Genomic DNA, 22,787 nt, shown 5'->3' with positions numbered 1-22,787 from the left:
GATTAACACGATGTCATGGCCGATACCTGTGTTATTGGTCACACCATTCAGGCAACCCATGAGCATAACAATGCTCTGCAAGCACGTTATACAAAGCGAGGAGCATGGCTTGGCTATGTTCAAATCCATCAACTAGATGACCTGAAAGCTGCATTTAAAACCAACCTAAGGAGTGTGTGATGCAATTATCTTCCTATCAAAGTCCATCACCTTTGGCGGGTGGCGACAATACCGCCATCATGCGTGTTCGCGACTGGGTATTGACGCTGATTGTGCTGGCCATCCCATTGGTCAACATCGTGATGCTATTTGTATGGGGTTTTGGCAGCGGCAACCCCAATCGCGCCAATTTCTGTAAGGCCTATCTGCTGCTGATATTGGTCATACTCGTCATTTATGGGGTCATTTTTGCACTGGTGGGTACGGCAGGCATGATGTCTCTGGCACCCCAAAACGGCTAAGCACTCTGTTTGCTTTGCCTGCAGCCGCCTTTGTGCGGCTGTATTTATATCACCCACGCTAACCATGCTTTACACTTGAAAGCATGAGCTGACGCCCTTATTTAATCAACAATTCGCTGTAACCACACAGCCAACCCTAAGGAATCTAGCATGCAACAATTCGACGGCACCACCATAGTGTCGGTGCGCCGCGGTGAAGCCGTTGCCATTGGTGGCGACGGCCAGGTCACTCTGGGCAATACCATCATCAAAGGTACAGCGCGCAAAGTACGCAAACTCTATAACAATCAAGTTCTGGCTGGTTTTGCCGGTGGCACCGCAGATGCATTCACCTTGATTGAGCTATTTGAAAGCAAACTGCAAAAGCACCAAGGCAAGCTGATGGTATCGGCCATTGAACTGGCCAAGGAATGGCGTACCGACCGGGCCTTACGCCGATTGGAAGCCATGCTGATTGTGGCTGACAAACACCACACGTTAGTGATCACCGGCAACGGCGATGTTTTAGAGCCGGAACACAGCATTGCGGCTATTGGTTCTGGCGGCCCTTATGCCCAATCGGCTGCGCGCGCCTTAATTGAAAACACCGAATTACCTTCAAGTGAAGTCGTCAAAAAAGCATTGGAAATTGCCGGTGACATCTGCATTTACACCAATCAAAACCACATCATTGAAACCTTATAATCTTTTCAGGCAGCCCATTGGGTTGTATTGGGCTGCCTGAAGCCCTTTGGGACATTATTTTTATGAGCACATCGGTCATGACCCCGCACGAAATCGTGCATGAATTAGACAAACACATTATTGGGCAACAACAAGCCAAGCGCGCCGTGCAGTGGCCTTGCGCAATCGCCACCGTCGCAATCGTGTCAACGAGCCACTGCAAAGCGAAATTGTCCCCAAAAACATTTTGATGATAGGCCCCACTGGCGTAGGTAAAACCGAAATTGCCCGTCGTTTGGCTCGCCTCGCCAATGCGCCATTTATCAAAATTGAAGCCACCAAGTTTACCGAAGTTGGCTATGTTGGGCGCGATGTAGACAGCATTGTGCGTGACCTGATTGAAATCGCGTTGAAAAATATCCGCCAGGAGTCCATTGGTAAAAACCGCGACCGTGCACAAGACGCAGCGGAAAACCGCATTTTAGATGCCCTATTACCTCCTCCGCGCCATGTGGGCTTTGCCGATGAACCCAGTGAAGCCCAACCGGAAAGCACCACTCGACAAAAATTTCGCCAAATGCTGCGCAAAGGCGAATTGGATGACAAAGAAATTGACATTGAAGTCAGCGCCGCCCCCAGCCCTACCATGTCCATCATGGGGCCGCCGGGCATGGAGGATTTCACCAACCAATTACAAGACATGTTTGCTGGCATGGGTAAAGGCAAAACCAAGCCCCAGAAACTGAAAGTGAGCGCGGCCATGAAGCTGCTTTTAGATGAGGAGGCTGCTAAATTGGTCAACGATGAAGAATTGCGCGAACAGGCCATCCATGCTGTAGAACAAAACGGCATCGTGTTTTTGGATGAAATCGACAAAATCGCCACCGACAGCAACCGCAGTGGTGGCGATGTATCACGCCAAGGCGTGCAGCGTGATTTACTGCCTTTGGTAGAAGGCACTACGGTACAAACCAAATACGGCATGATTAAAACTGACCATATTTTGTTTATTGCTTCTGGTGCATTCCATTTGAGCAAACCCAGCGATTTGATTCCGGAATTGCAAGGCCGCTTCCCCATCCGCGTCGAATTGGATAATTTGAGTGTAGATGACTTCAAAGCCATTCTGACCCGCACTAAGGCCAATCTCACTGAACAATACACCGCACTATTGGCCACAGATGAGGTTAACTTACATTTCACCGAAGATGGCATAGCCCGTATTGCCGAAATCGCATTTCAGGTGAATGAAAAAACCGAAAATATTGGGGCGCGGCGCTTGCACACAGTGATGGAAAAATTGCTGGAAGAAGTGTCGTTTGAAACCCCTGTAGGCGAAACCTTAATTGATGCAACCTATGTTAATCATCGCTTGGCTGACATTGCCGACAGTGAGGATTTGGCACGTTACGTCTTATAAAATGTACAAAAAAATCCGCTCAACAAAGTGAGCGGATTTTTTTAGTTTCTTAAAACTTAAAGCCCCAACTGATGCGGCCACCCTGTTTAGCATGCCCGCTTAACCCCGTACTGAGGGCTGCGCCAAATTTATATTTGCCTGAAGCAGATAAATAATGAGCACCCAAGGCCATTGCTGATTCACCATCATAAGTCCCCATGCCCACTCCGCCAGCCCAGCCATTGGGATCGGCTTCAGGCATGTCAATCTGCATAGCCATAGCTGCGGCGATCCCTTGAGAAGAAATTTTACGATTATCATCCACTTCATCAGCCAATCGATTGATGCGTTCATTATTGACAGCATTCACATTGCTGACTGCATCCTTCAATTGGCTAACATTCACAGCATCGGTATCTGCCTCGCCCGCAGCCACATTGGTAATTTTGCGCTCATTGCCCACGCTGCCCACAGATACCGTATTGTCTTCGGTGGCTACCGACCCGGCACCCAAAGCCACCGCATTGGCCGCTTTCACTTTAGCTCCGCTACCCAAAACCACGCCATTGTCTTGATAGCTATCAGCATCATTGCCAATCACCACCACATTATTGGCCTGAACACCAGCACTACTGCTCGTACCACCGTCCAAATGATCTGGATCAAAGGAGGTCACATCGGTTTGTGCAAAATTGCCCAACACCACATTGTTATTGCCTGAAGATTGGGCAGCGGCGGCCTTGCCAATGGAAATATTGCCATCACCCGTCATCTGGTTTGCCGAACCTAAACCTTGGCTAATGTTGTCATTTCCAGTCACCCCAATGCCAGATTTGCTACCTAAAGAAGTATTGTAGTTACCACTGGAAAAAGCACCGGCCCAATTACCGGTACCCACATTAGAATCGCCAGAGCTCCTATTTAATGCACTGGGCCCAATGGCCAAGCTATTATCACCCTGATACCATTGGCCCGCATAAGTACCAATAAACGCATTGCCATTGCCTACAGACTGATAGCCAGCCTGAACACCAAATGCGGCATTAGCAGTCCCATTCATTTCATAGCCAGTTTGAAAGCCATATAGACTATTGACATCACCCACCAGGCCACTGCCCGCTTGAGCGCCTGATGCGGTATTTAGATCCCCAGAAGCAATGGGACCCGCATTAAGTCCCAGTTCATTGGCCGCCCAAGCCAAGCTAGGCGCAAAAGCCAAACTGAGAAGAGAGGTCATCAAAAATAAATGCTGTTTTTTTGTTTTTACCAACATGAAAACTCCTTTTAAGTATCCGAGCTGTCTTCGCTCATCACTTCAAACATCATGAATCATGATGTTTTGAAAGGGGGCCATCATATCGAATGACGTTATCTTATACAAATTAAATTACCTCAAGTCTGGTAATAAGACCTGATTTTATGTAAAAATTTGATTTAATTTAGGTTTATTCAAAACAATGGTCATTATCATTTAAAGTCTTATCTGTCTTAAACATGCTATTTCAGCCCAATGGTCAGTTTTCCAAAGGATATCCCACATGCAACGTTTCTCTCACTTATTCAGCCCGTTAACCATGGGCAATGCCCACCTCAATAACCGCATTATTATGGCGCCATTAACGCGCTTGCGCGCCATCGAACCGGGCGACGTACCAGGCCCTTTTGCTGCTGAATACTATGCTCAAAGGGCCGAAGCAGGACTCATCATCACCGAAGCCACACAAATTTCATTCCAAGCCAAAGGCTATGCAGGCGCGCCCGGTTTGCATACCGACGAACAGCAAGCCGCATGGGCCAAGATCGTGGCGGCGGTTCATGCCAAAGGCGGCAAGATTGCGGTACAACTGTGGCATACGGGATTGGTGTCTCACTCCAGCCTGCAACCCGAAGAGCGAGCACCTATCTCGGCCTCCGCTGTCACTGGCTTACATGTACGTACCTCATTGCGTAATGCACAAGGCCAGACATACCGAGCAGAAACCACGCCGCCGCGCGAGGCCACTATCCAAGACATCAACAATGTGGTTGCTGATTATGCCGCCGCCACCCGCCGTGCTCGAGAGGCCGGTTTTGATTTTATTGAAATCCATGCGGCACACGGCTATTTACTCAGTCAATTTTGGGCTGAAGTCATCAATCATCGCACTGACGGCTATGGTGGCAATCGGGAAAAACGAGCAAAACTCATGCTGGAAGTCATTGATGCCTGCGTGGCCGCATGGGATAAAAATCACATTGGTATTCGAATCTCGCCTTTAGGCGCATTCAATGGTGTCGATTTTGGCTACCATGAAGACGATACCGTGTGGTTGGCGGCACAAATTAACCTACGAGGCATTGCGTATTTACATTTATCCGAACCGGACTGGGCAGGTGGCAAACCATTGACCCCAGCTTTTCGCCAACGCTTACGCGAGACATTTCAGCAAGCAATCATCACAGCGGGCGGCTATACCGCAGAAAAAGCCGAACAAGTGATTGAAGCAGGTTATGCTGATGCCGTGGCGTTTGGCCGCGCGTTTATTGGTAATCCGGATTTGGTTAACCGTTTCGCCATAGGAGCTCCGCTTCAACATTTCAACGAAGCTACCTGTTATGGAGGTGGCGCTGAAGGCTATACCGATTACCCTACATGGCCATCCAAGCAAACTGACCAATAAAGCCATACTGTATCGCCATGGCTGAGGCAACCTTTCATGCTGAATATTGCGGTTCCTGCCTAGATGGCATCTGCATGAAAGGTTCCTAAACAGCACGACCTTGATCATGGCTCTGTAAAGCCGCTGGCTGAAAAATAGGTGGGTGTTTAAGATGGAACCCATAAGAACCCATCAGGATAAAAGCCATGCACACACTACCACTGCAGCCGCCTCGTTTAACTACGCTGCCCGATGCCTATTATCATCCCGTTTTACCAACGCCACTCAACCACCCTTTTGTGATGGCGTACAACAGCGAATTGGCGCAACAACTGGGCTTGCCCGAACATTTTCTACAACAAGCCGATAATCTATTGGCGCTTTCAGGCAGCCTGACCCAATGGCCACACCCGCCATTAGCCACCGTATACAGTGGTCACCAATTTGGTGTGTATGTTCCCCAGTTGGGCGATGGTCGCGCGCTGATACTGGGTGAATCTACAGATACACAAGGTCACACTTGGGAATGGCAGCTTAAAGGCGCTGGACCCACACCATTTTCGCGGTTTGCAGATGGGCGTGCAGTGATGCGCTCCTCCATACGCGAATACCTTTGCTCTGAAGCCATGCAAGGCTTAGGCATTCCCACCACTCGCGCTTTGACACTCATTGGTAGCCCTGATCAAGCAAGACGCAAAGGGCTAGAACCCACCGCCATAGTCACCCGATTGGCACCAAGTTTTCTGCGCTTTGGTCATTTTGAGTATTTTTATCATCGGGGCGAGCATGCTTTGATACGGCCATTGGCCGATTACCTTATTGAGCATTATTTTGCCGATTGCGCCGAGGCGGATGAACCTTATTTGGCCTTATTTCAGGCCATCACTCAGCGCAGCGCAGCTCTGGTCGCATCGTGGCAAAGTGTGGGTTTTGTACATGGCGTCCTCAATACCGACAATATGTCGCTACTGGGTCTGACCATTGATTATGGCCCATTTGGCTTTATGGATCGCTACCAACCACGCTTTGAACCCAATAGTTCTGATGAGAATCGACGTTATGCTTATGACCAGCAACCTTATATTGTCCAGTGGAACTTATCCATGCTGGCTTCGGCCATGCAACCATTGGTGGCCACTGATGATTTACTCAGCACCCTCCAAGCTTATGTTGATTGGTATCTGGATGCATACCAACAGCGCATGCGCGCGAAGCTGGGCTTGACCACCACCCAAGCTGATGATGGTGCGTTCATTGAGGATTTATTGGATGAGATGCACACCAACCGCGTTGATTTCACCCTATTTTTCCGCTATCTCAGCGATTTCGACCCCACCCACCCCCATGTGATCCCGGCCCGTCTAGCACAATTGTGGCGCGACACTGCGACCTGCAAGCATGGTTACAACGCTATGTGCTGCGGTGGCAAGCAGAAAATTGCATACAGGCTGAGCGCAAGTGTGCAATGGACAGCGTCAACCCCTTATACGTACTGCGCAATTATTTGCTCGAGCAAGCAATTATCCAAGCACAGGAGCAACATGATTTTCGTGAAATTGAACGCTTACAAGCCTGCATGCGTACGCCGTTTACTGAGCAGCAACAATTTGCTGATTTTGCGGTTCCAGCTCCAGAATGGGCCCAACACCTGTGCCTGAGTTGCTCTAGTTGATGTTCGTGGCATGGTGCCATGCCCTCTTTATGATTGATGGTTGATGTTTTCAGGCAACTTAATTTGATGGTTGCCTGAAAACAGCTGGCTATCATTTCAACCAGCGTGCATCAATCCATCAGCAATGATGGCAACAAATACCCGGCAACAACATCAAAACCGCATACGGAAAAGCCGCTTTGGGTGATTTTAATCAAAATGAAATAGTCACACGCATTACTGATTACGATATGCGCTAAAATAGCCACTTCACCCAACGCAGCGTCAACCCTGGCGCCCACAGACATCGGAATTCGCATGAATGTACTGCAAAAATTACGCATCGATCCGTTTTTATTGATGATGTTGGCGGTAGTGGCTGTGGCCACTATTCTGCCCTGTGAAGGTGCCGCCAAAACCTTTTTTACCAACCTCACCACTGTGGCCATTGCCCTGCTCTTTTTCATGCACGGTGCTAAACTTTCGCGCGAAAACATCCGCGCCGGTATGGGCCACTGGCGCCTGCATTTACTGGTGTTTGCCAGTACCTTTGTGTTGTTCCCACTGATTGGTCTGTCCTTGCATTGGTTGGTACCACACTATTTGTCACCCACGCTGTATTTGGGCTTCTTGTACCTGTGTGCACTGCCTGCCACAGTCCAATCGGCCATAGCCTTTACTTCAGTGGCTGGCGGCAATGTGGCAGCCGCCGTTTGTAGCGCATCCGCATCCAGTATTTTAGGGGTATTTTTATCGCCCATTTTAGTCGGCATGATGATGCCCACCAGTGGCCAACACGTGGACACCGTGGCTGCCATTGAATCCATTTTATTGAAGCTGATGCTGCCCTTTGTCTTGGGCCATTTGGCGCGCCCTTTGCTGGCTAAGTGGATCAACCGACATAAAAATTTGGTCAATCGAACCGACCGTTCCTCAATTTTATTGGTGGTTTATGTGGCATTCAGCGATGCCGTCGTTGAAGGGTTGTGGCACAAAATTAATGGTACGGCCATCGCCACCATCGTGGCGTTGAGTTTGGTCATTTTGATGGTGGTACTCTTGATTAATATTTATGCAGCACGGTGGTTGGGATTTAGCAAAGAAGACGAAATCACCATTGTCTTTTGCGGCTCCAAAAAGAGCCTCGCCAATGGCGTACCCATGGCCAATGTGTTATTTGCACCTGCCATGGTCGGCGTCATGCTGTTGCCATTAATGATTTTTCATCAACTGCAATTGATGGTGTGTGCCATACTGGCGCAGCGATATGCGCGACGATTAACGCAATAAAATGTCCCCTAAAACACATTCAGGCAGCCCAAGGGCTGCCTGAAACGCATACAGGAGCTTATAAACTACTCAATGCCTTATCGTAAACAGCCAATGCCTCTTTAATTTCTTCTTCGCGCACAATACAAGGTGGCACCACATGGATGCGGTTTTCCGCCACAAAAGGCAGTAAGCCTTGCGACAACATACTGGCCTTTAATTGACCCATGGCAGCCGCCGACAACGGCGTTTTTTTACTGCGATCAGACACCAATTCCAGCGCCCAAAATACACCCAATCCACGCACGTCACCGATCACATCATGTTTGGCTGCCAAAGCACGCAACCCTTCTGCCAATACGCCATTACCCACATGTGCGGCGTTTTCAACGATTTTTTCTTCTCTCATCGCATCAATCGTAGCCACAATCGCCGCCATGGCCAGCGGGTGCCCAGAATACGTTAAGCCACCAGGGAACATTTTGTCGTCGAAGTAATCACAAAATTTTTCAGACACGATCACGCCACCGGCCGGTACATAGCCCGAATTCACCCCTTTAGCAAAGGTAATTAAATCCGGTATCACATCAAAATTTTGTAGTGCAAACCATTTGCCCGTGCGGCCAAAGCCAGCCATGACCTCATCCATAATCATGACAATCCCAAACTCATCACACAGCGCTCGCACGCCTTTCATATAGCCAGGAGGCGGCACCATAACACCTGCGGTACCGGGAATACTTTCGAGCAATACGGCTGCAATGGAGGCTGGCCCCTCGCTTTCAATCACTCGGCGTAAATGCTGCAATGCACGTTCACACTCTTCTTGCTCATTTTCAGCCCAAAACTCAGTTCGATACAAATAAGGGCTGAAAAAATGCACATGTCCGCGCGCATATTCATTCGGCCAGCGCCGCCAGTCACCCGTAGCCACCACTGCGGCGCCGGTATTGCCATGGTAAGAACGGTAAGAAGACAGAATTTTATCGCGACCAGTGTATAAACGCGCCATACGCATGGCGTTTTCGTCTGCATCGGCACCAGCATTGGTGAAAAAGACTTTTTTAAACCCAGCAGGTGCGAGCTCAACAATGCGTTTGGCCGCCTGATCGCGCGTCCAGTTGGCGGTTGCCGGCGCAATGGTGGTCAATACATCAGCCTGTGCTTTGATCGCCGCCACCACTTTAGGATGTTGGTGACCAATATTGGTATTGACCAGCTGGCTACTGAAATCCAAGTAACTTTTGCCATCATAATCCCACAAGCGACAGCCCTCGCCAGATTGAATCACCAGCGGCTTAACCTGGCCTTGCACTGACCAAGAATGAAAAACATATTCCCTGTCCATCAAAAACACATCACTGTTGTCGACTGTCTGCTGCTGAGCCATAAAACCACCTTTGCCTTGTCTAAGTTATCAATGAAAGTGCCCACGTTTCGTACAAGCTGTTTCAGACAGCCTGCATAAACAAAACATTAAGGTCTAAGCAATGGCTCTGTCAATGCGCATCGCTACCAGCAAAACGCTCAATGACGGCAATTGTGTCTTCAACCAAAGCCACACAATTTTGCCAAGCAGGCGCTGTAATAGGTGTTAAAGCCGCCAAGTGTTGCTGTATCTGCGCTATATCTGGCTGTTTCGAGGTATACAGCAACACCATGGCATTTTCACACACATCAGCCACATCACTAATGAGCTGAGGCATAGCGGCTGGCATGGGGGCGATTTCGTGATCCCATGATTTTCGGGTGGCATCGCTGATGGCTTCGGCCAACAATAATGTAGATGCATACAAACGAATACCTCGCCGATCAAATCGAGCGATTTTCTCATGCACGCTTTGTGCTTCCCACCGACCACGTATTGACCACTGCGCGGCCCGTCGAGCACTCACAATGGCTGTATCCAAGGCTTCTACCTGAACATGTGCGCCAGATATGCGTTGCACGCCTCGATGTAAAAGTGGGCTTTGCATCTCATTCATACCCGCGCAAATACTGCGCAATCCACCCGCCAATTGTGATAACAGACCTGTGGCTGCCTGATCCAATTGCCTCTTGGGGCTGGGCGTGAATACGATTTGGCTAAACAACAAACCCACTGCAGATCCCACCAACACATCCAGCAAACGGGCAAATCCAGCTGTTTCTGGCCCAAAAGCAATAATTAAAACGGCTGAAACGCCGGCTTGTATTGGCACCACGGCTGCAAAGCCCAAGCTGGCCGCCAAGATCATTGACACCACCGTGGCCAAACTAACCTTAATCAGCATCGGCTCAATCGGCAAGCGCAATACTACCTCACCCACCACCATGCCAATGGCCACCCCCACCACCACACTGATGCTCTGCAGACCATGGCTCGGCAAACCAGGCGCCAAACAAATAATGGCCGTAATGGCTGCAAACAAAGGCTTAGGTTGATCAAACCAGTATTGGGCCAATAACCACGCCACCGCTGCCGCCAGCGCAGAAACCAGTGCATCGGTACCGGCACTGCGTGCTCGCACCAACAATTGATCCAACCTAATGGCCTGTATCAGCATAATGCTCATCCTTATTCAATTCTGCGCTTCACATGAACATAAACCACCAATGTAACATGAACAGACCACCTTGTTTAACAACCAATAATGTGCATAAAAAAACCAAGCCTTAAGGCTTGGTTTTTAACAGAACCATTCATTCAATAATTGGTATTAAAAATTATTTATTTTCTGGTGCTGGTTTGGCACCATGTTTCATTGGTTGGTGTTTGCGATTGGCTTGCTCTTTAATCACTTGTTCTTGCTGTGCAGGTGTCAAAACCTGAAATACAGCATGTTCGCGTTCCAAATTTTTCAATTCGAATGCTTCGCGCTGTTGCTGTTGCTGCTGAATCAGAGCGCGAGCTTTGTTGGCATCAAATGTTTTATTTTTCAATAAAGCAGTACGGTCAGCTTGGAAATTTTTCCATGATTTTTCCATATCGGCATGATCTGGACGCTGTGCTGGACGATAAGACTCATTGATTTTTTTGATTTGTGCTTTTTGGGCATCGGTCAATTTCAATGATGCAAAAGCAGGATTAGGACCACGTGGGCCATCTTTCGGCTGTGCCATTGCGCTCATGGAAGCCATAGACAATGCAGCGGCAGTGGCTGCAACCAAAGTATGCTTCATCAATTTCATGATTTTGTTCCTCGCGTTGTGAAATTGCGCAGCTTTATTTATTTGTCTGCGCGATGAACGAATGTTAAGACGAAAAGCCGTTAATCATGGTCTATTATTCGTAAAAAATCCCGCCACAAATGTAAAGCGCATTAAAAACCGCGATTACACTCGCGGTTTCAGGCAACCTGCAACGCAGAAATTAATTTAAGCAGCGCACGCACACTGTGTTAATACTGCCACTGCAGGCAATGATTTGCCTTCTAAAAATTCCAAGAAAGCGCCACCACCAGTACTGATGTAACCCATTTTGTCGCCTACACCAAATTTAGCAATGGCAGCCAATGTATCCCCACCGCCGGCGATCGAAAATGCTTTACTATTAGCAATGGCCTGGGCTAAAACCTCAGTACCATGTGCGAAAGCATCAAATTCAAATACCCCAACTGGCCCATTCCACACAACGGTGCCTGCAGCCATAATCAGACCAGCCAAGGCCTGAGCAGATTGTGGACCAATATCCAAAATCAAATCGTCAGGGGCCACTTCATCAATACGTTTAATGGTCGCAGGTGCATCGGCAGCGAAGGTTTTGGCCACCACCACATCCACGGGCAAGGGTACTTGCCCACCTTTAGCCACAATTTTGGCCATGATTTTTTGCGACTCTTCCTGTAAAGCAGGCTCTGCTAAGGACAGGCCGATCGGGTGACCAGCGGCCAATAAGAAGGTATTGGCAATCCCGCCACCGACGATGAGCAAATCCACTTTATCCGCTAGGCTGTCTAGAATCGTCAATTTGGTGGATACTTTACTGCCCGCCACAATGGCAACTAAAGGGCGGCCTGGGTTTTTCAAAGCAGCACCCAAAGCATCCAATTCGGCCGACAATAAAATACCTGCACACGCTAACGGCGCGGATTTGGCCACGGCCACAGTAGAAGCCTCTGCGCGATGCGCGGTACCAAATGCATCATTTACATAGAGGTCACACACCGATGCATAAGCCTCGCCCAACTGCGCATTATTTTTCTTTTCACCTGGATTCAATCGTACATTGGGCAACATAGCGACTTGACCCGGTTGCACAATAGGCTTGCGCTCCCGCCAGTCATCCAAAACGGGCACATTCTGTTGCAACAATGCGCCCAATCTGGCGGCTATGGGCGCCACACTGTCTTGTGGCTTGGCTTCGCCTTCGGTAGGACGGCCCAGATGTGTCATGACAATCACTGCCGCACCATTGTCCAGACAAAATCGAATGGACGCCAAAGAAGCGCGAATGCGTGTATCGTCGGTAATCACCCCATCATTCATGGGCACGTTCATATCAGCACGAATCAATACTGTTTTTCCGGCAACTTGCTGGTCTGCCAGTTTATTAAAAGACATGGTAGGTATTCCTAATCAAACAGAGATAGCGCTTTTCAGGCAACCTCACTATCGGCATAAAATTGTTTTTATACTGCCTCGGCTGCCTGAAAAATTGTTACATTATCTTATAGTTGAAAGCCTCGGTAAAGCTGTCCGCAATGGCAAGTTCTATTCTCGCTTACAGAGAATTAAACCCACCGCTCTATTTTTGACTTCAGAGCCTGCTCAAGATGTGGTACTTTGTGCCACATCTTATGGTTTATATCAGGAGAAACTGACATGACTTTGGCTTACTGGTGTGTTTTGATTGCCATCTTCCTACCTTGGGGCTGTGCAGCCTATGCCAAAAAATCCGGCGGCTTTTCTTCCAATGACAATCATGATCCACGCGCTTTTTTGGCACACACTCAAGGTTCGGCCGCCCGTGCGAACGCTGCCCAACAAAACAGTTTTGAAATTTTTGCGCCTTTTGCAGCGGCCGTGATTATTGCCCACGCGACTGGACATGCAGCACAATTCACCATCAATCTCTGGGCGGTGTTATTCGTTATTAGCCGCATTATTTATTGCGTGTTGTACATCAAAGATTACTCATCTGCCCGTTCTCTGACCTGGATGGCAAGTGTGGTCTGCATCATTGCGCTGTTTATAGCCGCCATTTAACACCGATACGCCATTCCACACCCGATATCTCTAACTGGATCGTGCTTGCTGGTGGGTGACATGCAGAAATAACATTTTACTTTTGTTTGATTTGCGTCTGTTTGATGGCAACACACTTGTAGCCGCCACCCACAAAAACCGGCGTGGATATTCGCACGCCGGTTTCTTTGTACGCCTGCTGCCTATATTAAGGCGTAGCCGGTTTGGCTGCCTTAGGCTTTGGCGCGGCTTTGGCCGCCGAACCGCCCACCACAATCTCATTTTTCAATTTCTCATACGTGGCTTTGCCAATGCCTTTGACTTTGGTGATGTCTTCCGGTGTTTTAAATTGGCCGTTCTGTTTGCGATAATCTTCAATCGCCTTCGCTTTAGTCGGGCCAATGTGGGGCAGCGTTTGTAATTCCTGCACCGTAGCCGTATTGATATTTACCGCAGCAAAAGCCCAAGCCATGCTTAAGAAAGCCACCAGACTCAATAAAATCTTTTTCATCCCATGCGCCCTTTCTTCGTTAATCAAACTCATGAAAAAATGAATACCCATATAAATGCCATATGGGTATTAAATACTAGAGTGATCAACCTAAAAAATCAAACTATTTTTATTAACGCGCTAAGCTTCGCTTTCTGTTGACTACAAAATATCAATAGCGTAATCAGCCAGCCGGGACCGCTCTCCTTGCTGCATGGTGATATGCCCAAAATGTGGCCACCCTTTAAAGCGGTCAACCAAATACGTTAACCCACTGCTGCCTTCGGTAAGATAGGGCGAATCTATCTGAGCCAAGTTGCCCAAACACACTACTTTAGTGCCATTGCCTGCGCGGGTGACCAAAGTTTTCATTTGCTTGGGTGTCAGATTTTGCGCTTCGTCAATAATCAAAAATTTATTTTGAAATGTCCTTCCTCGCATAAAATTCAAAGACTTCACTTTTATTTTACTGTTAACCAACTCAAGTGTCGCTTTCCTTGCCCACTCGGTACTGCCAGCATCTTGACCCGTCAGCACATCCAAATTATCTTCCAATGCACCCATCCAAGGCGCCATTTTTTCTTCCTCGGTGCCAGGTAAAAAACCAATATCATCCCCAACGGGGATGGTGATGCGGGTCATGATGATTTCGTTGTAGCGTTTATGGTCAAATGTTTGTGCCAAGGCAGCGGCCAAGGTCAGCAAGGTTTTGCCGGTTCCTGCTTGGCCCAATAGCGTCACCAAATCCACATTGGGGTCCATCAAGAGATTGATGGCGTAGTTTTGTCCCCAATTGCGTGCTGTGATGCCCCAAATATTGTTTTTAACATGAGCATAATCTTTAACTGTTTGTAGTACGGCTTCCTGTCCATCAATTGATACCACCCGCGCGAAAAATTCGTCTTCCTGGCTGCGGTCACACAACAATTCATTGACCGTCCAATTGCGCACATCATCACCGCGAATGCGGTAAAACACATTGCCGCCTTCTTGCCATGAGTGCAAATCATGACCATTTCGCAACCAAAATTGACTGTCCAACGCTCGCCATCCGCCATACAGCACGTCAGAATCTTCCAAAACTTTATCAGTGGTGTAGTCTTCGGCATACAAACCCAAGGCACGAGCTTTGATGCGGATATTGATGTCTTTGGACACCAGCGCCACATGATCATAATCAGATATTTGGTTGGAAAGGGCCAATAAGATGCCCAGAATTTGGTTATCGGCTTTTTCGCCAGGCAAGCTATCAGGTAAATGGCTACCGGTTATTTCTGTTTGCAAGAAAAGCTTACCGCGGGCATCACTGTGTCCAGTGCTACTCAATAAAATTCCATTTTTCAAAGCAGAATCACCCGACGAAGTCAGTAATTCATCCAAAAAACGGCTGGTCTGGCGGGCATTGCGGGCTACTTCAGTGAGCCCTTTTTTATGTGCATCCATTTCTTCCAATGTAATGATGGGGATATAGATGTCATGCTCTTTAAACCGAAACAAACACATGGGGTCATGCAGCAACACATTGGTGTCAAGGACAAATAATTTGCGGCCATATTGATTGGATACATTGGGTGTCATACGCTTATCTCCGATGTGCCGCTGGCAGCGGCTTGATTCACAGATGCTGCCCCAGTGTGACTTGGGCAGGTGACGAAAAGATGACACGTGTGTCGGTATTCATGACACGCTGCTGGTATATTAGCCCACACAAGCCCCGCAAATGCGGCTTGAATCAAGAACACAAAGCAAGGATAATTTCGGCTTAACTTTACGTGTACTTATTGCTGTGCACAATTCTTTTTTCGCTGCTTTTTTCAGGCAGCCACACCAACCTTCCCAAAGGCACACCCAATGGCATCCCAGCTTGCAAATGCAATCCGCTTTCTATCTATCGATGCGGTGCAAAAGGCCAATTCAGGCCATCCCGGCGCCCCCATGGGCATGGCAGAAATGGCCACTGTATTATGGCGTGAGTTCTTACACCACAATCCAGCCAACCCCCATTTTTACAATCGTGACCGTTTTGTGTTATCCAACGGTCACGCATCCATGCTGCTCTACAGCCTGTTGCATCTCACTGGCTATCGGCTGAGCATAGACGACCTTAAAAATTTTCGGCAATGGCACAGCAAGACACCGGGGCACCCCGAATATGGTTACACCGATGGTGTTGAAACCACCACAGGGCCACTGGGCCAAGGCATTGCCAATGCGGTAGGCATGGCGTTGGCGGAAAAAATACTCGCCACTCAGTTCAACAAACCTGGTTTCAATATTGTTGATCACCACACCTATGTTTTCCTGGGTGACGGCTGCCTGATGGAAGGTATCTCACATGAAGTATGCTCTTTAGCAGGCACCTTAGGCTTGGGTAAGCTGGTTGTGCTTTATGATGATAATCATATTTCCATTGATGGCGACGTTCACGGCTGGTTCACGGAAAACATTCCCGAACGTTTTGCCAGCTATGGTTGGCATGTGGTTCCCCAAGTTGACGGCAACGATGAAGACGCCGTACGTGCCGCCATCAGTGCCGCCAAAGCAGAAACCAACAAGCCTTCGCTGATTTGCTGCCAAACCAAAATCGGCAAAGGCGCTGCACACAAGGAAGGCAGTCACAAAACCCACGGTTCGCCGCTTGGAGACGAGGAAATTGCCGCCACCCGCGAACACTTGAACTGGCCTTATGCTGCTTTTGAAATTCCACAAGCAATATACGATGACTGGAACGCCAAAACCGCAGGCGCCGAATTGGAAGCACAATGGGATGCCTTGTTTGACCAATACCGCAACCAGTATCCAGTGGAAGCGGCGGAATTTGAGCGTCGCATGAAAGGCCAATTGCCGCAACAATTTACAGCACACGTTCAGGCAGCCTTAGCCGATGTGTGCGCCAAAGGTGAAAAAATAGCCACGCGCAAAGCCAGCCAAAACAGCATTGAGGCTTTGGCTGCGGTGTTGCCTGAATTGGTGGGTGGCTCTGCCGATTTGACACCATCCAACCTCACCGATTGGTCCAACAGTCAAGCCATGACGGCACAACAGAGCGGTAATTACGTGCATTATGGTGTCCGTGAATTTGGCATGAGTGCCATCATCAATGGCATGACATTGCATGGCGGCGTCAAGCCATTTGGTGCCACCTTCTTGATGTTCAGCGAATATGCCCGCAATGCGTTGCGCATGGCGGCTCTGATGAAAATCAATTCCATTTTCGTGTACACCCATGACTCCATCGGCTTGGGAGAAGACGGCCCCACGCATCAGCCCATTGAGCAAATCGCTACGCTGCGCTTGATTCCCAATATGAGCGTATGGCGGCCTTGCGATTCTGCCGAATCGTTGGTAGCTTGGGCCGATGCAGCAGCGGCTACCGACCACCCAAGTTGCCTAATTTTCAGCCGCCAAGGGCTCCCCTTTATGACGCGAACCGCAGCACAACTGGCCAACATCAGCCGTGGCGGCTATGTACTCAGCGAAGCAAAAGGCAAGGCACAAGCTGTTTTGATTGCCACTGGTTCGGAAGTGGCTTTAGCCATGGCTGCGCAACAACAACTGGCTGCAGACGGGATTGATGTATGCGTGGTGTCTATGCCCAATACCTTCTTGTTTGACCAACAAGATGAGGCATATCGCAACAGCGTATTGGGTGAATCGCTACCCCGCGTCGCCATTGAAGCTGGGGTACGAGCAGGCTGGTATCAATACGTGGGCAATCAAGGGGCCGTGGTGGGCATCGACCACTTTGGTGAATCGGCGCCAGCAGAGCTATTGTTCAAAGAGTTCGGCTTCACCACAGAGCATGTGGTGGAAGTAGTTAAAAACGTGCTTTAATTGCCCATCCTAGGGTCAAAGCAGGCTGCCTGAACATTCAGGCAGCCTGCTTTATGTTGTGTTGCCTCGCCTATATTTCACACTGCCATTGGTACCTCCATCAACAATATTTCTGCAGCAACATCGACCTTCAGTCGGAATGAATCGGTTTCCCACACGCCCAAACCATCCCGCTTAGCCAAGGGAATATCGTTGACGCGGGCCTGTCCGTCAATCACAAACACATACACTCCATTTCCAGGCCGATGAAGCGTGTAGGTTTTTTCTACCCTACCTTGCCAGCGCGCCAGTGAGAACCATGCTTGCTGATGCAACCACACGCCAGCATCATCCTCTCTGGGGGACACGATTTGCTGAAAATCATTGGCTTGAGCCACGTCTGCCCAGCGTTGCTGTGCGTATCGTGGTTCAACATCCTGTTGATTGGGCAGTACCCATATCTGCAAAAACTGCACCGGTATATTCGCATTGGCATTCATCTCGCTGTGTACCACACCCGTTCCAGCCGACATGATCTGGACGTCGCCGGATCGAATCACACCAGCATGCCCCATACTGTCACGATGCGCTAAGTCGCCAGAAATGGGTAGCGAAATAATTTCCATGTTGTGGTGTGGATGCGCTTCAAACCCCTTGCCACCAGCCACTTCATCGTCATTGATCACCCGCAACGCCCCAAAATGCACTCGATTGGGATCATGATAGCCCGCAAAACTAAACGTATGATGGCTTCTCAACCAGCCATGATCAGCGACCCCACGGCTCTGGGCCACATGAAAAACCGTTTTCATGGTGCCTCCTTTCCAGAGTGGATGTGACCAAAACGCCCTTGATTGTAGTCTGCCAACGCAGTGCGAATTTCCGCAGCCGTATTCATGACAAAAGGCCCATAACCCACCACGGGCTCATCAATGGGCACGCCAGAGAGCAACAACAATTTAACGTCTTGATCACCAGCGGTAATAGACACAGAGCCGCCATCCTGCTCAAAGCCCACTAAATCACCAGCCACCGCCGTTTGTTTTTGATTAAAAGTCGCCTCGCCCCGCAACACCACCATGCTTAATTGGTGTGTCTCGGGCACAGCCAATGTGGCGGCAGCGCCTCCTTTTAACAAAATATCCCACACATTCAATTCAGTGAAGGTCTTAGCAGCCCCAGCCATCTCACCATATTGTCCTGCGATGACCCGCACCCAGCCTGCCTGATTGGACAAATCAACCCATGGAATGAGCGATTTAGGCAAATGCTGATATCGTGCTGGGGTGATTTTATGTTGGGCGGGCAAATTTACCCACAACTGCACCATTTCCAGCGTTCCGCCAGTTTGGCTAAACCCCACAGAGTGGAATTCTTCATGGACAATACCACTGCCTGCCGTCATCCATTGCACATCTCCTTCGTGAATCACGCCACCGCCGCCACTGGAATCGCGATGCGCCACTTCCCCTTGATAAGCAATGGTTACCGTTTCAAAGCCTTTATGCGGGTGCGCACCCACACCGCGTGGGTGACCTGAATGGGGCGCGAAGTAATGGGGCGCTCCATAGTCCAACAGCAAAAAAGGATTGGTGCCTTTGTCTTCACCCATGTGGGAAAACAAAGACTGAACCCAAAACCCATCTCCTACCCAATGGCGTTGATGATTTTGATAAATGGCACGAACAGCACGCATGTGATTCTCCTTATTCGAGACAGCAATTCTTCATCGGTTTCAGGCAACCTCTAAGCTACATTCAGATTACCCATTGAGACACTGTCATACTCTATGGGTTTATTATATAATCTACCCATAAAAATAAAAGTACACACATTTTTTATACTGTCAATTACCCATGAACCCAATAGAGAAAAACAAAATCGAAGGTATCACACCCACAAGCTGCCCTGTTAATCGTACTTTGCAAGTCATTGGCGGCAAATGGAAAGCCTTGATTGTGTACCACTTAATGGACACCACTCAGCGCTTCAATGAGCTGCGCCGCCTCATGCCAGACATCACGCAACGCATGTTGACTTTGCAATTGCGGGAGATGGAAACAGACGGCATTGTGCATCGAGAAGTGTATGCGCAAGTGCCGCCCAAAGTGGAATACTCACTAACACGGCAAGGCCAAAGTCTAATAACAGTGATCATGGCCATGCACGAATGGGGTATCCATCATGCCCCACCTTCGGCGACCACCGAGTCTAATGGCCACCCAACATCAGACCTGCCAAAAACATACCTTTAAGCAATGCTACCCGCGTATCTGGAGTGGTGGGAGGCTGCGCCCAAAAAATACGCCGCACGGTTGATTGAATCCAATGCGGCGCGCAAATACAGTCCGTTTTAGATCACGTATTCCACCATTTCAGGCAACTTAAACACCGTGAGCTGGCGCGGCAATAACCACACGGTTTGACCTTGGCGCGCATTCAGCTGGCGCCATTCCGCAGGCGAAAGCAATGCGTGTACGTGCTTGCGACCATCGTCATAATGCAAACCCACTCGAACTTGCGGTCCAATGGCTTGTACATCATCAATCACGGCTGCCGCAATGGCTTGGTGGGTTGGTTCAGCCAATAAGGCCAATTCCTGAGGACGCACATAAACCGTAACATTTTGCCGCTCAGCAGTCCCATTGCCTACCGGCTCATGATAACCACCAATATGCAGTTCACCCTGCTCAATACGCGCATCTTCAAACACATTGACTTCGCCCAAAAACTCGGTAACAAACACATTGCTTGGGCGCTGATACAGGGTGTCGGGGCTGCCGACTTGTTCGATTTGGCCATGATTCATCACCACCAGTTGATCCGCCATTTCCAACGCTTCTTCTTGGTCATGGGTCACCAAAATACTGGTGATGCCCAAGGTGTGATGGATTTCACGCAGCCATTGGCGCAATTCTTTGCGCACCTTGGCATCCAGCGCCCCAAATGGCTCATCGAGCAACAATAGCTTAGGCTCTGTCGCCAACGCCCGCGCCAACGCAATACGCTGTCGCTGGCCACCCGAAAGTTGTTGCGGATAGCTTTAGCCAACCAATCCAATTGCACCAACTTGAGTAATTCTTGAACCCGTTCTGCAATCTGGGCTTTACTGGGCCGCTGGCTGCGGGGCAGTACTTGCAAACCAAAGGCCACATTATCAAACACATTCATGTGCCGAAATAAGGCGTAATGCTGAAACATAAACCCCACTTTGCGATCACGCACATGTTCGTGGGTCACATTTTTACCGTCAAATAAAATATGACCGCTGTCGGCCTGATCCAACCCCGCGATAATGCGCAGCAGGGTTGTTTTTCCGCAACCAGATGGGCCCAACAACGCTGTCAACGAACCGGTAGGTACCGTTAAATTAATGTCTTTGAGCGCCGCAAAATCGCCAAAGTGTTTTTCCAAATGCTCGATTTGAATACTCATCGCAGTCTCATTTCTTTTCAGGCAGCCTTAAGCCGCACGCACATCACGTTTGGCAGCAGCAAGCAAGCGCTGCTGGCGCCAATTCAATAGGTTTTGCAACAACAGCGTCAACAATGCCAGCAACGCCAGCAGGCTGGACACGGCAAAAGCGCCCACAAAGTTGTACTCGTTATACAAAATTTCCACCAATAGCGGCATGGTATTGGTTTCGCCCCGAATGTGGCCCGACACCATACTCACCGCACCAAATTCACCCATGGCCCGCGCATTGGTCAGAATGATGCCATAGAGCAAAGCCCATTTGATATTGGGCAAGGTCACGCGCCAAAACATCTGCCACCCGCTGGCGCCCAAAATCAAAGCTGCCTGCTCTTCGCTGTCACCTTGGCTTTGCATGAGGGGAATCAGCTCACGAGCCACGAATGGAAACGTCACAAATAAAGTTGCCAACACCATGCCAGGGATGGCAAAAATCACTTGTACACCATGTGCTTCCAGCCAACCGCCAACAAGGCTGTGCGCGCCAAACAACAACACAAACATCAACCCCGCCACCACCGGTGATACCGAAAACGGCAAATCCAACAATGTGGTCAAAAATTGTTTGCCACGAAAATCAAAACGCGTCAGCAACCATGCAATGGCGATCCCCATTGCCGCATTCACAGGCACGACAATCGCTGCAATAATCAAGGTCAGCTGAATCGCCGACTGCGCTTCTGGGTCGGTGAGTGCTGCCACATACAATTGCCACCCTTTTTCCAAAGCGAACCAGAACACCGATACCAAGGGCACTACCAACATCAGCCCTAAAAATAACAAGGCCACCGCAATCAGAATAAAGCGAACCCAGCGCGGCTCCACAATCAATTCATTGGTTTTGGCATTCATCAATAGCGTCCCTGTGCACGGCGACTCAAGCGCCATTGCCATATATTCAAAGCAAACAAGATGGCAAACGAAATCATCAACATAAACAAAGCCACTGCAGAAGCGCCTTGAATATCAAAAAGCTCAAATTTGCTTGCGATAATCAAAGGCAAAATTTCCGATTTGAAAGGAATATTCCCCGCAATGAAAATCACCGAACCGTATTCTCCAGTAGCACGGGCAAAAGCCATGCCAGCTCCGGTTACCAACGCCGGTAGAATTTCGGGCAGCACCACCCGCCGCACCACGGTCAACCGCGAGGCACCTAATGTGGCTGCGGCTTCTTCATATTCGCTCGACAATTCCTCTAACACAGGCTGCACAGCGCGCACAATAAAAGGCAGGCTCACCACCACCAGTGCCACCCAAATACCAATGGGCGTAAACGCCACTTTGATGTTCAGTGGCGCCAATAGATGACCCAGCCAGCCATTGGGCGCATACAGTGTAGCCAAGGCCACACCGGTCACCGCAGTGGGTAAAGCAAAAGGCAAATCCACCAACGCATTCACCACCCCTTTGCCCCAAAATTGATAACGCACCAAAATCCACGCCACCAACGTACCAAACACCACATTCGCCAGCATGGCATAAAAGGAAATACGCAAAGTCAACCAGATGGCTGAGAGCGTTCGCGGCTCGGTAATTACTTTGAGCCAGCCTTGCCAGCCCAATCCGGATACCGTAATTACCAACATCACAAACGGCAACAATACCAGCAGTGATAAAGTCAGCACGCTGATGCCCAAGCTCAGCTTGAATCCCGGCAATACAGTTCGGCTTTTCAATAACAACATAACAGTCTTTCAGGCAGCCTTGGTTTCATGAACAGGCACGGGAATCCGTGCCTGTCGTTATACGCGCTCAATTG

Annotated in this window: 20 protein-coding genes and 2 pseudogenes; 9 read left to right on the top strand and 13 right to left on the bottom strand. The window is 49.2% G+C overall.

From position 1 onward, the window contains the following. The first annotated feature begins 179 nt into the window (after positions 1-179). From A2F46_RS05285 to hslU, 3 genes and pseudogenes are all read left to right on the top strand, one after another. On the top strand, positions 180-461 hold the full coding sequence (locus A2F46_RS05285; RefSeq protein WP_066567641.1) for a hypothetical protein: 282 nt from the start codon (positions 180-182) through the stop codon (positions 459-461). A gap of 150 nt (positions 462-611) precedes the next feature. Further along, a complete protein-coding gene (gene hslV / locus A2F46_RS05280) occupies positions 612-1,145 on the top strand; it encodes an ATP-dependent protease subunit HslV (RefSeq protein ID WP_066567638.1) in 534 nt (177 codons plus the stop codon). 77 nt (positions 1,146-1,222) lie between these two features. Further along, positions 1,223-2,544, top strand: a pseudogene (gene hslU / locus A2F46_RS05275) (ATP-dependent protease ATPase subunit HslU). 49 nt (positions 2,545-2,593) lie between these two features. On the opposite strand, the gene A2F46_RS05270 reads toward hslU, so the two are convergent. Continuing rightward, positions 2,594-3,796, bottom strand: a complete 1,203-nt coding sequence (locus A2F46_RS05270; protein WP_066567630.1) for a YadA-like family protein — start codon at positions 3,794-3,796, stop codon at positions 2,594-2,596. Positions 3,797-4,061: 265 nt separating this feature from the next. On the opposite strand from A2F46_RS05270, the gene nemA reads away from it, so the two are divergent. Next, positions 4,062-5,183, top strand: a complete 1,122-nt coding sequence (nemA, locus tag A2F46_RS05265; protein ID WP_066567628.1) for an N-ethylmaleimide reductase — start codon at positions 4,062-4,064, stop codon at positions 5,181-5,183. A 185-nt stretch (positions 5,184-5,368) separates the two neighbouring features. Beyond that, entirely contained in the window at positions 5,369-6,820 is a 1,452-nt protein-coding gene (locus A2F46_RS05260; RefSeq protein WP_231867709.1) for a YdiU family protein, read from the top strand. Positions 6,821-6,944: 124 nt separating this feature from the next. On the opposite strand, the gene A2F46_RS12290 is transcribed toward A2F46_RS05260, so the two are convergent. Beyond that, complete coding sequence (locus tag A2F46_RS12290; protein ID WP_156471567.1) at positions 6,945-7,121, bottom strand: hypothetical protein; 177 nt, start codon at positions 7,119-7,121, stop codon at positions 6,945-6,947. Positions 7,122-7,131: 10 nt separating this feature from the next. Between A2F46_RS12290 and A2F46_RS05255 the strand changes: the two genes are divergently transcribed. After that, positions 7,132-8,103, top strand: a complete 972-nt coding sequence (locus A2F46_RS05255; protein WP_066567626.1) for a bile acid:sodium symporter family protein — start codon at positions 7,132-7,134, stop codon at positions 8,101-8,103. Between the two features lie 58 nt (positions 8,104-8,161). Here the strand turns inward: A2F46_RS05255 and A2F46_RS05250 are convergent, their stop codons facing one another. The 4 genes from A2F46_RS05250 to A2F46_RS05235 all read right to left on the bottom strand — a co-directional run bounded on the left by A2F46_RS05250 (position 8,162) and on the right by A2F46_RS05235 (position 12,624). Beyond that, the gene (locus A2F46_RS05250; protein WP_066567623.1) at positions 8,162-9,472 is read right to left on the bottom strand and encodes an aspartate aminotransferase family protein; all 1,311 of its coding nucleotides are present in this window, start codon (positions 9,470-9,472) and stop codon (positions 8,162-8,164) included. Positions 9,473-9,581: 109 nt separating this feature from the next. Then, complete coding sequence (locus A2F46_RS05245; protein ID WP_066567621.1) at positions 9,582-10,628, bottom strand: aromatic acid exporter family protein; 1,047 nt, start codon at positions 10,626-10,628, stop codon at positions 9,582-9,584. A gap of 160 nt (positions 10,629-10,788) precedes the next feature. Then, positions 10,789-11,253, bottom strand: a complete 465-nt coding sequence (locus A2F46_RS05240; protein ID WP_066567620.1) for a Spy/CpxP family protein refolding chaperone — start codon at positions 11,251-11,253, stop codon at positions 10,789-10,791. Between the two features lie 186 nt (positions 11,254-11,439). Beyond that, on the bottom strand, positions 11,440-12,624 hold the full coding sequence (locus tag A2F46_RS05235) for a phosphoglycerate kinase (RefSeq protein ID WP_066567617.1): 1,185 nt from the start codon (positions 12,622-12,624) through the stop codon (positions 11,440-11,442). A 261-nt stretch (positions 12,625-12,885) separates the two neighbouring features. On the opposite strand from A2F46_RS05235, the gene A2F46_RS05225 reads away from it, so the two are divergent. Continuing rightward, entirely contained in the window at positions 12,886-13,269 is a 384-nt protein-coding gene (locus tag A2F46_RS05225; protein WP_066567613.1) for an MAPEG family protein, read from the top strand. Between the two features lie 187 nt (positions 13,270-13,456). Here A2F46_RS05225 and A2F46_RS05220 read toward each other — a convergent pair whose 3' ends face one another. Both A2F46_RS05220 and A2F46_RS05215 read right to left on the bottom strand, forming a co-directional pair. Then, positions 13,457-13,759, bottom strand: coding sequence for a helix-hairpin-helix domain-containing protein (locus A2F46_RS05220; RefSeq protein ID WP_066567778.1), 303 nt, complete (start codon positions 13,757-13,759; stop codon positions 13,457-13,459). A 141-nt stretch (positions 13,760-13,900) separates the two neighbouring features. Further along, a complete protein-coding gene (locus A2F46_RS05215; protein ID WP_066567611.1) occupies positions 13,901-15,316 on the bottom strand; it encodes a PhoH family protein in 1,416 nt (471 codons plus the stop codon). A 273-nt stretch (positions 15,317-15,589) separates the two neighbouring features. On the opposite strand from A2F46_RS05215, the gene tkt reads away from it, so the two are divergent. Further along, entirely contained in the window at positions 15,590-17,572 is a 1,983-nt protein-coding gene (gene tkt / locus A2F46_RS05210; protein WP_066567610.1) for a transketolase, read from the top strand. A gap of 77 nt (positions 17,573-17,649) precedes the next feature. Here tkt and A2F46_RS05205 read toward each other — a convergent pair whose 3' ends face one another. Both A2F46_RS05205 and A2F46_RS05200 read right to left on the bottom strand, forming a co-directional pair. Next, positions 17,650-18,363, bottom strand: coding sequence for a pirin family protein (locus tag A2F46_RS05205; RefSeq protein WP_066567607.1), 714 nt, complete (start codon positions 18,361-18,363; stop codon positions 17,650-17,652). Further along, the gene (locus tag A2F46_RS05200) at positions 18,360-19,247 is read right to left on the bottom strand and encodes a pirin family protein (protein ID WP_082783583.1); all 888 of its coding nucleotides are present in this window, start codon (positions 19,245-19,247) and stop codon (positions 18,360-18,362) included. The genes A2F46_RS05205 and A2F46_RS05200 overlap by 4 nt, the downstream gene beginning before the upstream one ends. 160 nt (positions 19,248-19,407) lie before the next feature. Here A2F46_RS05200 and A2F46_RS05195 point away from each other — a divergent pair, with 160 nt between their 5' ends. Next, positions 19,408-19,806 carry a helix-turn-helix domain-containing protein gene (locus A2F46_RS05195; protein WP_066567601.1) on the top strand — a complete coding sequence of 133 codons (399 nt, stop codon included), beginning with the start codon at positions 19,408-19,410 and terminating at the stop codon, positions 19,804-19,806. Positions 19,807-19,904: 98 nt separating this feature from the next. Here A2F46_RS05195 and A2F46_RS05190 read toward each other — a convergent pair. The 3 genes and pseudogenes from A2F46_RS05190 to cysT all read right to left on the bottom strand — a co-directional run bounded on the left by A2F46_RS05190 (position 19,905) and on the right by cysT (position 22,713). Further along, positions 19,905-20,986: pseudogene (locus A2F46_RS05190) on the bottom strand (sulfate/molybdate ABC transporter ATP-binding protein). Positions 20,987-21,013: 27 nt separating this feature from the next. Then, a complete protein-coding gene (gene cysW, locus A2F46_RS05185) occupies positions 21,014-21,877 on the bottom strand; it encodes a sulfate ABC transporter permease subunit CysW (protein ID WP_066567598.1) in 864 nt (287 codons plus the stop codon). Next, the gene (gene cysT / locus A2F46_RS05180; protein WP_066567596.1) at positions 21,877-22,713 is read right to left on the bottom strand and encodes a sulfate ABC transporter permease subunit CysT; all 837 of its coding nucleotides are present in this window, start codon (positions 22,711-22,713) and stop codon (positions 21,877-21,879) included. Before cysT ends, cysW begins: the two co-directional genes overlap by 1 nt. Between the last annotated feature and the right edge of the window lie 74 nt (positions 22,714-22,787).

The sequence above is a fragment of the Snodgrassella sp. CFCC 13594 genome, from assembly GCF_001590725.1.
In the GTDB taxonomy this organism is placed as follows: Bacteria; Pseudomonadota; Gammaproteobacteria; order Burkholderiales; family Neisseriaceae; genus Snodgrassella.
Note: the sequence above shows the minus strand (reverse complement) of the source record. Positions and strands in the feature narration are given on the sequence as shown.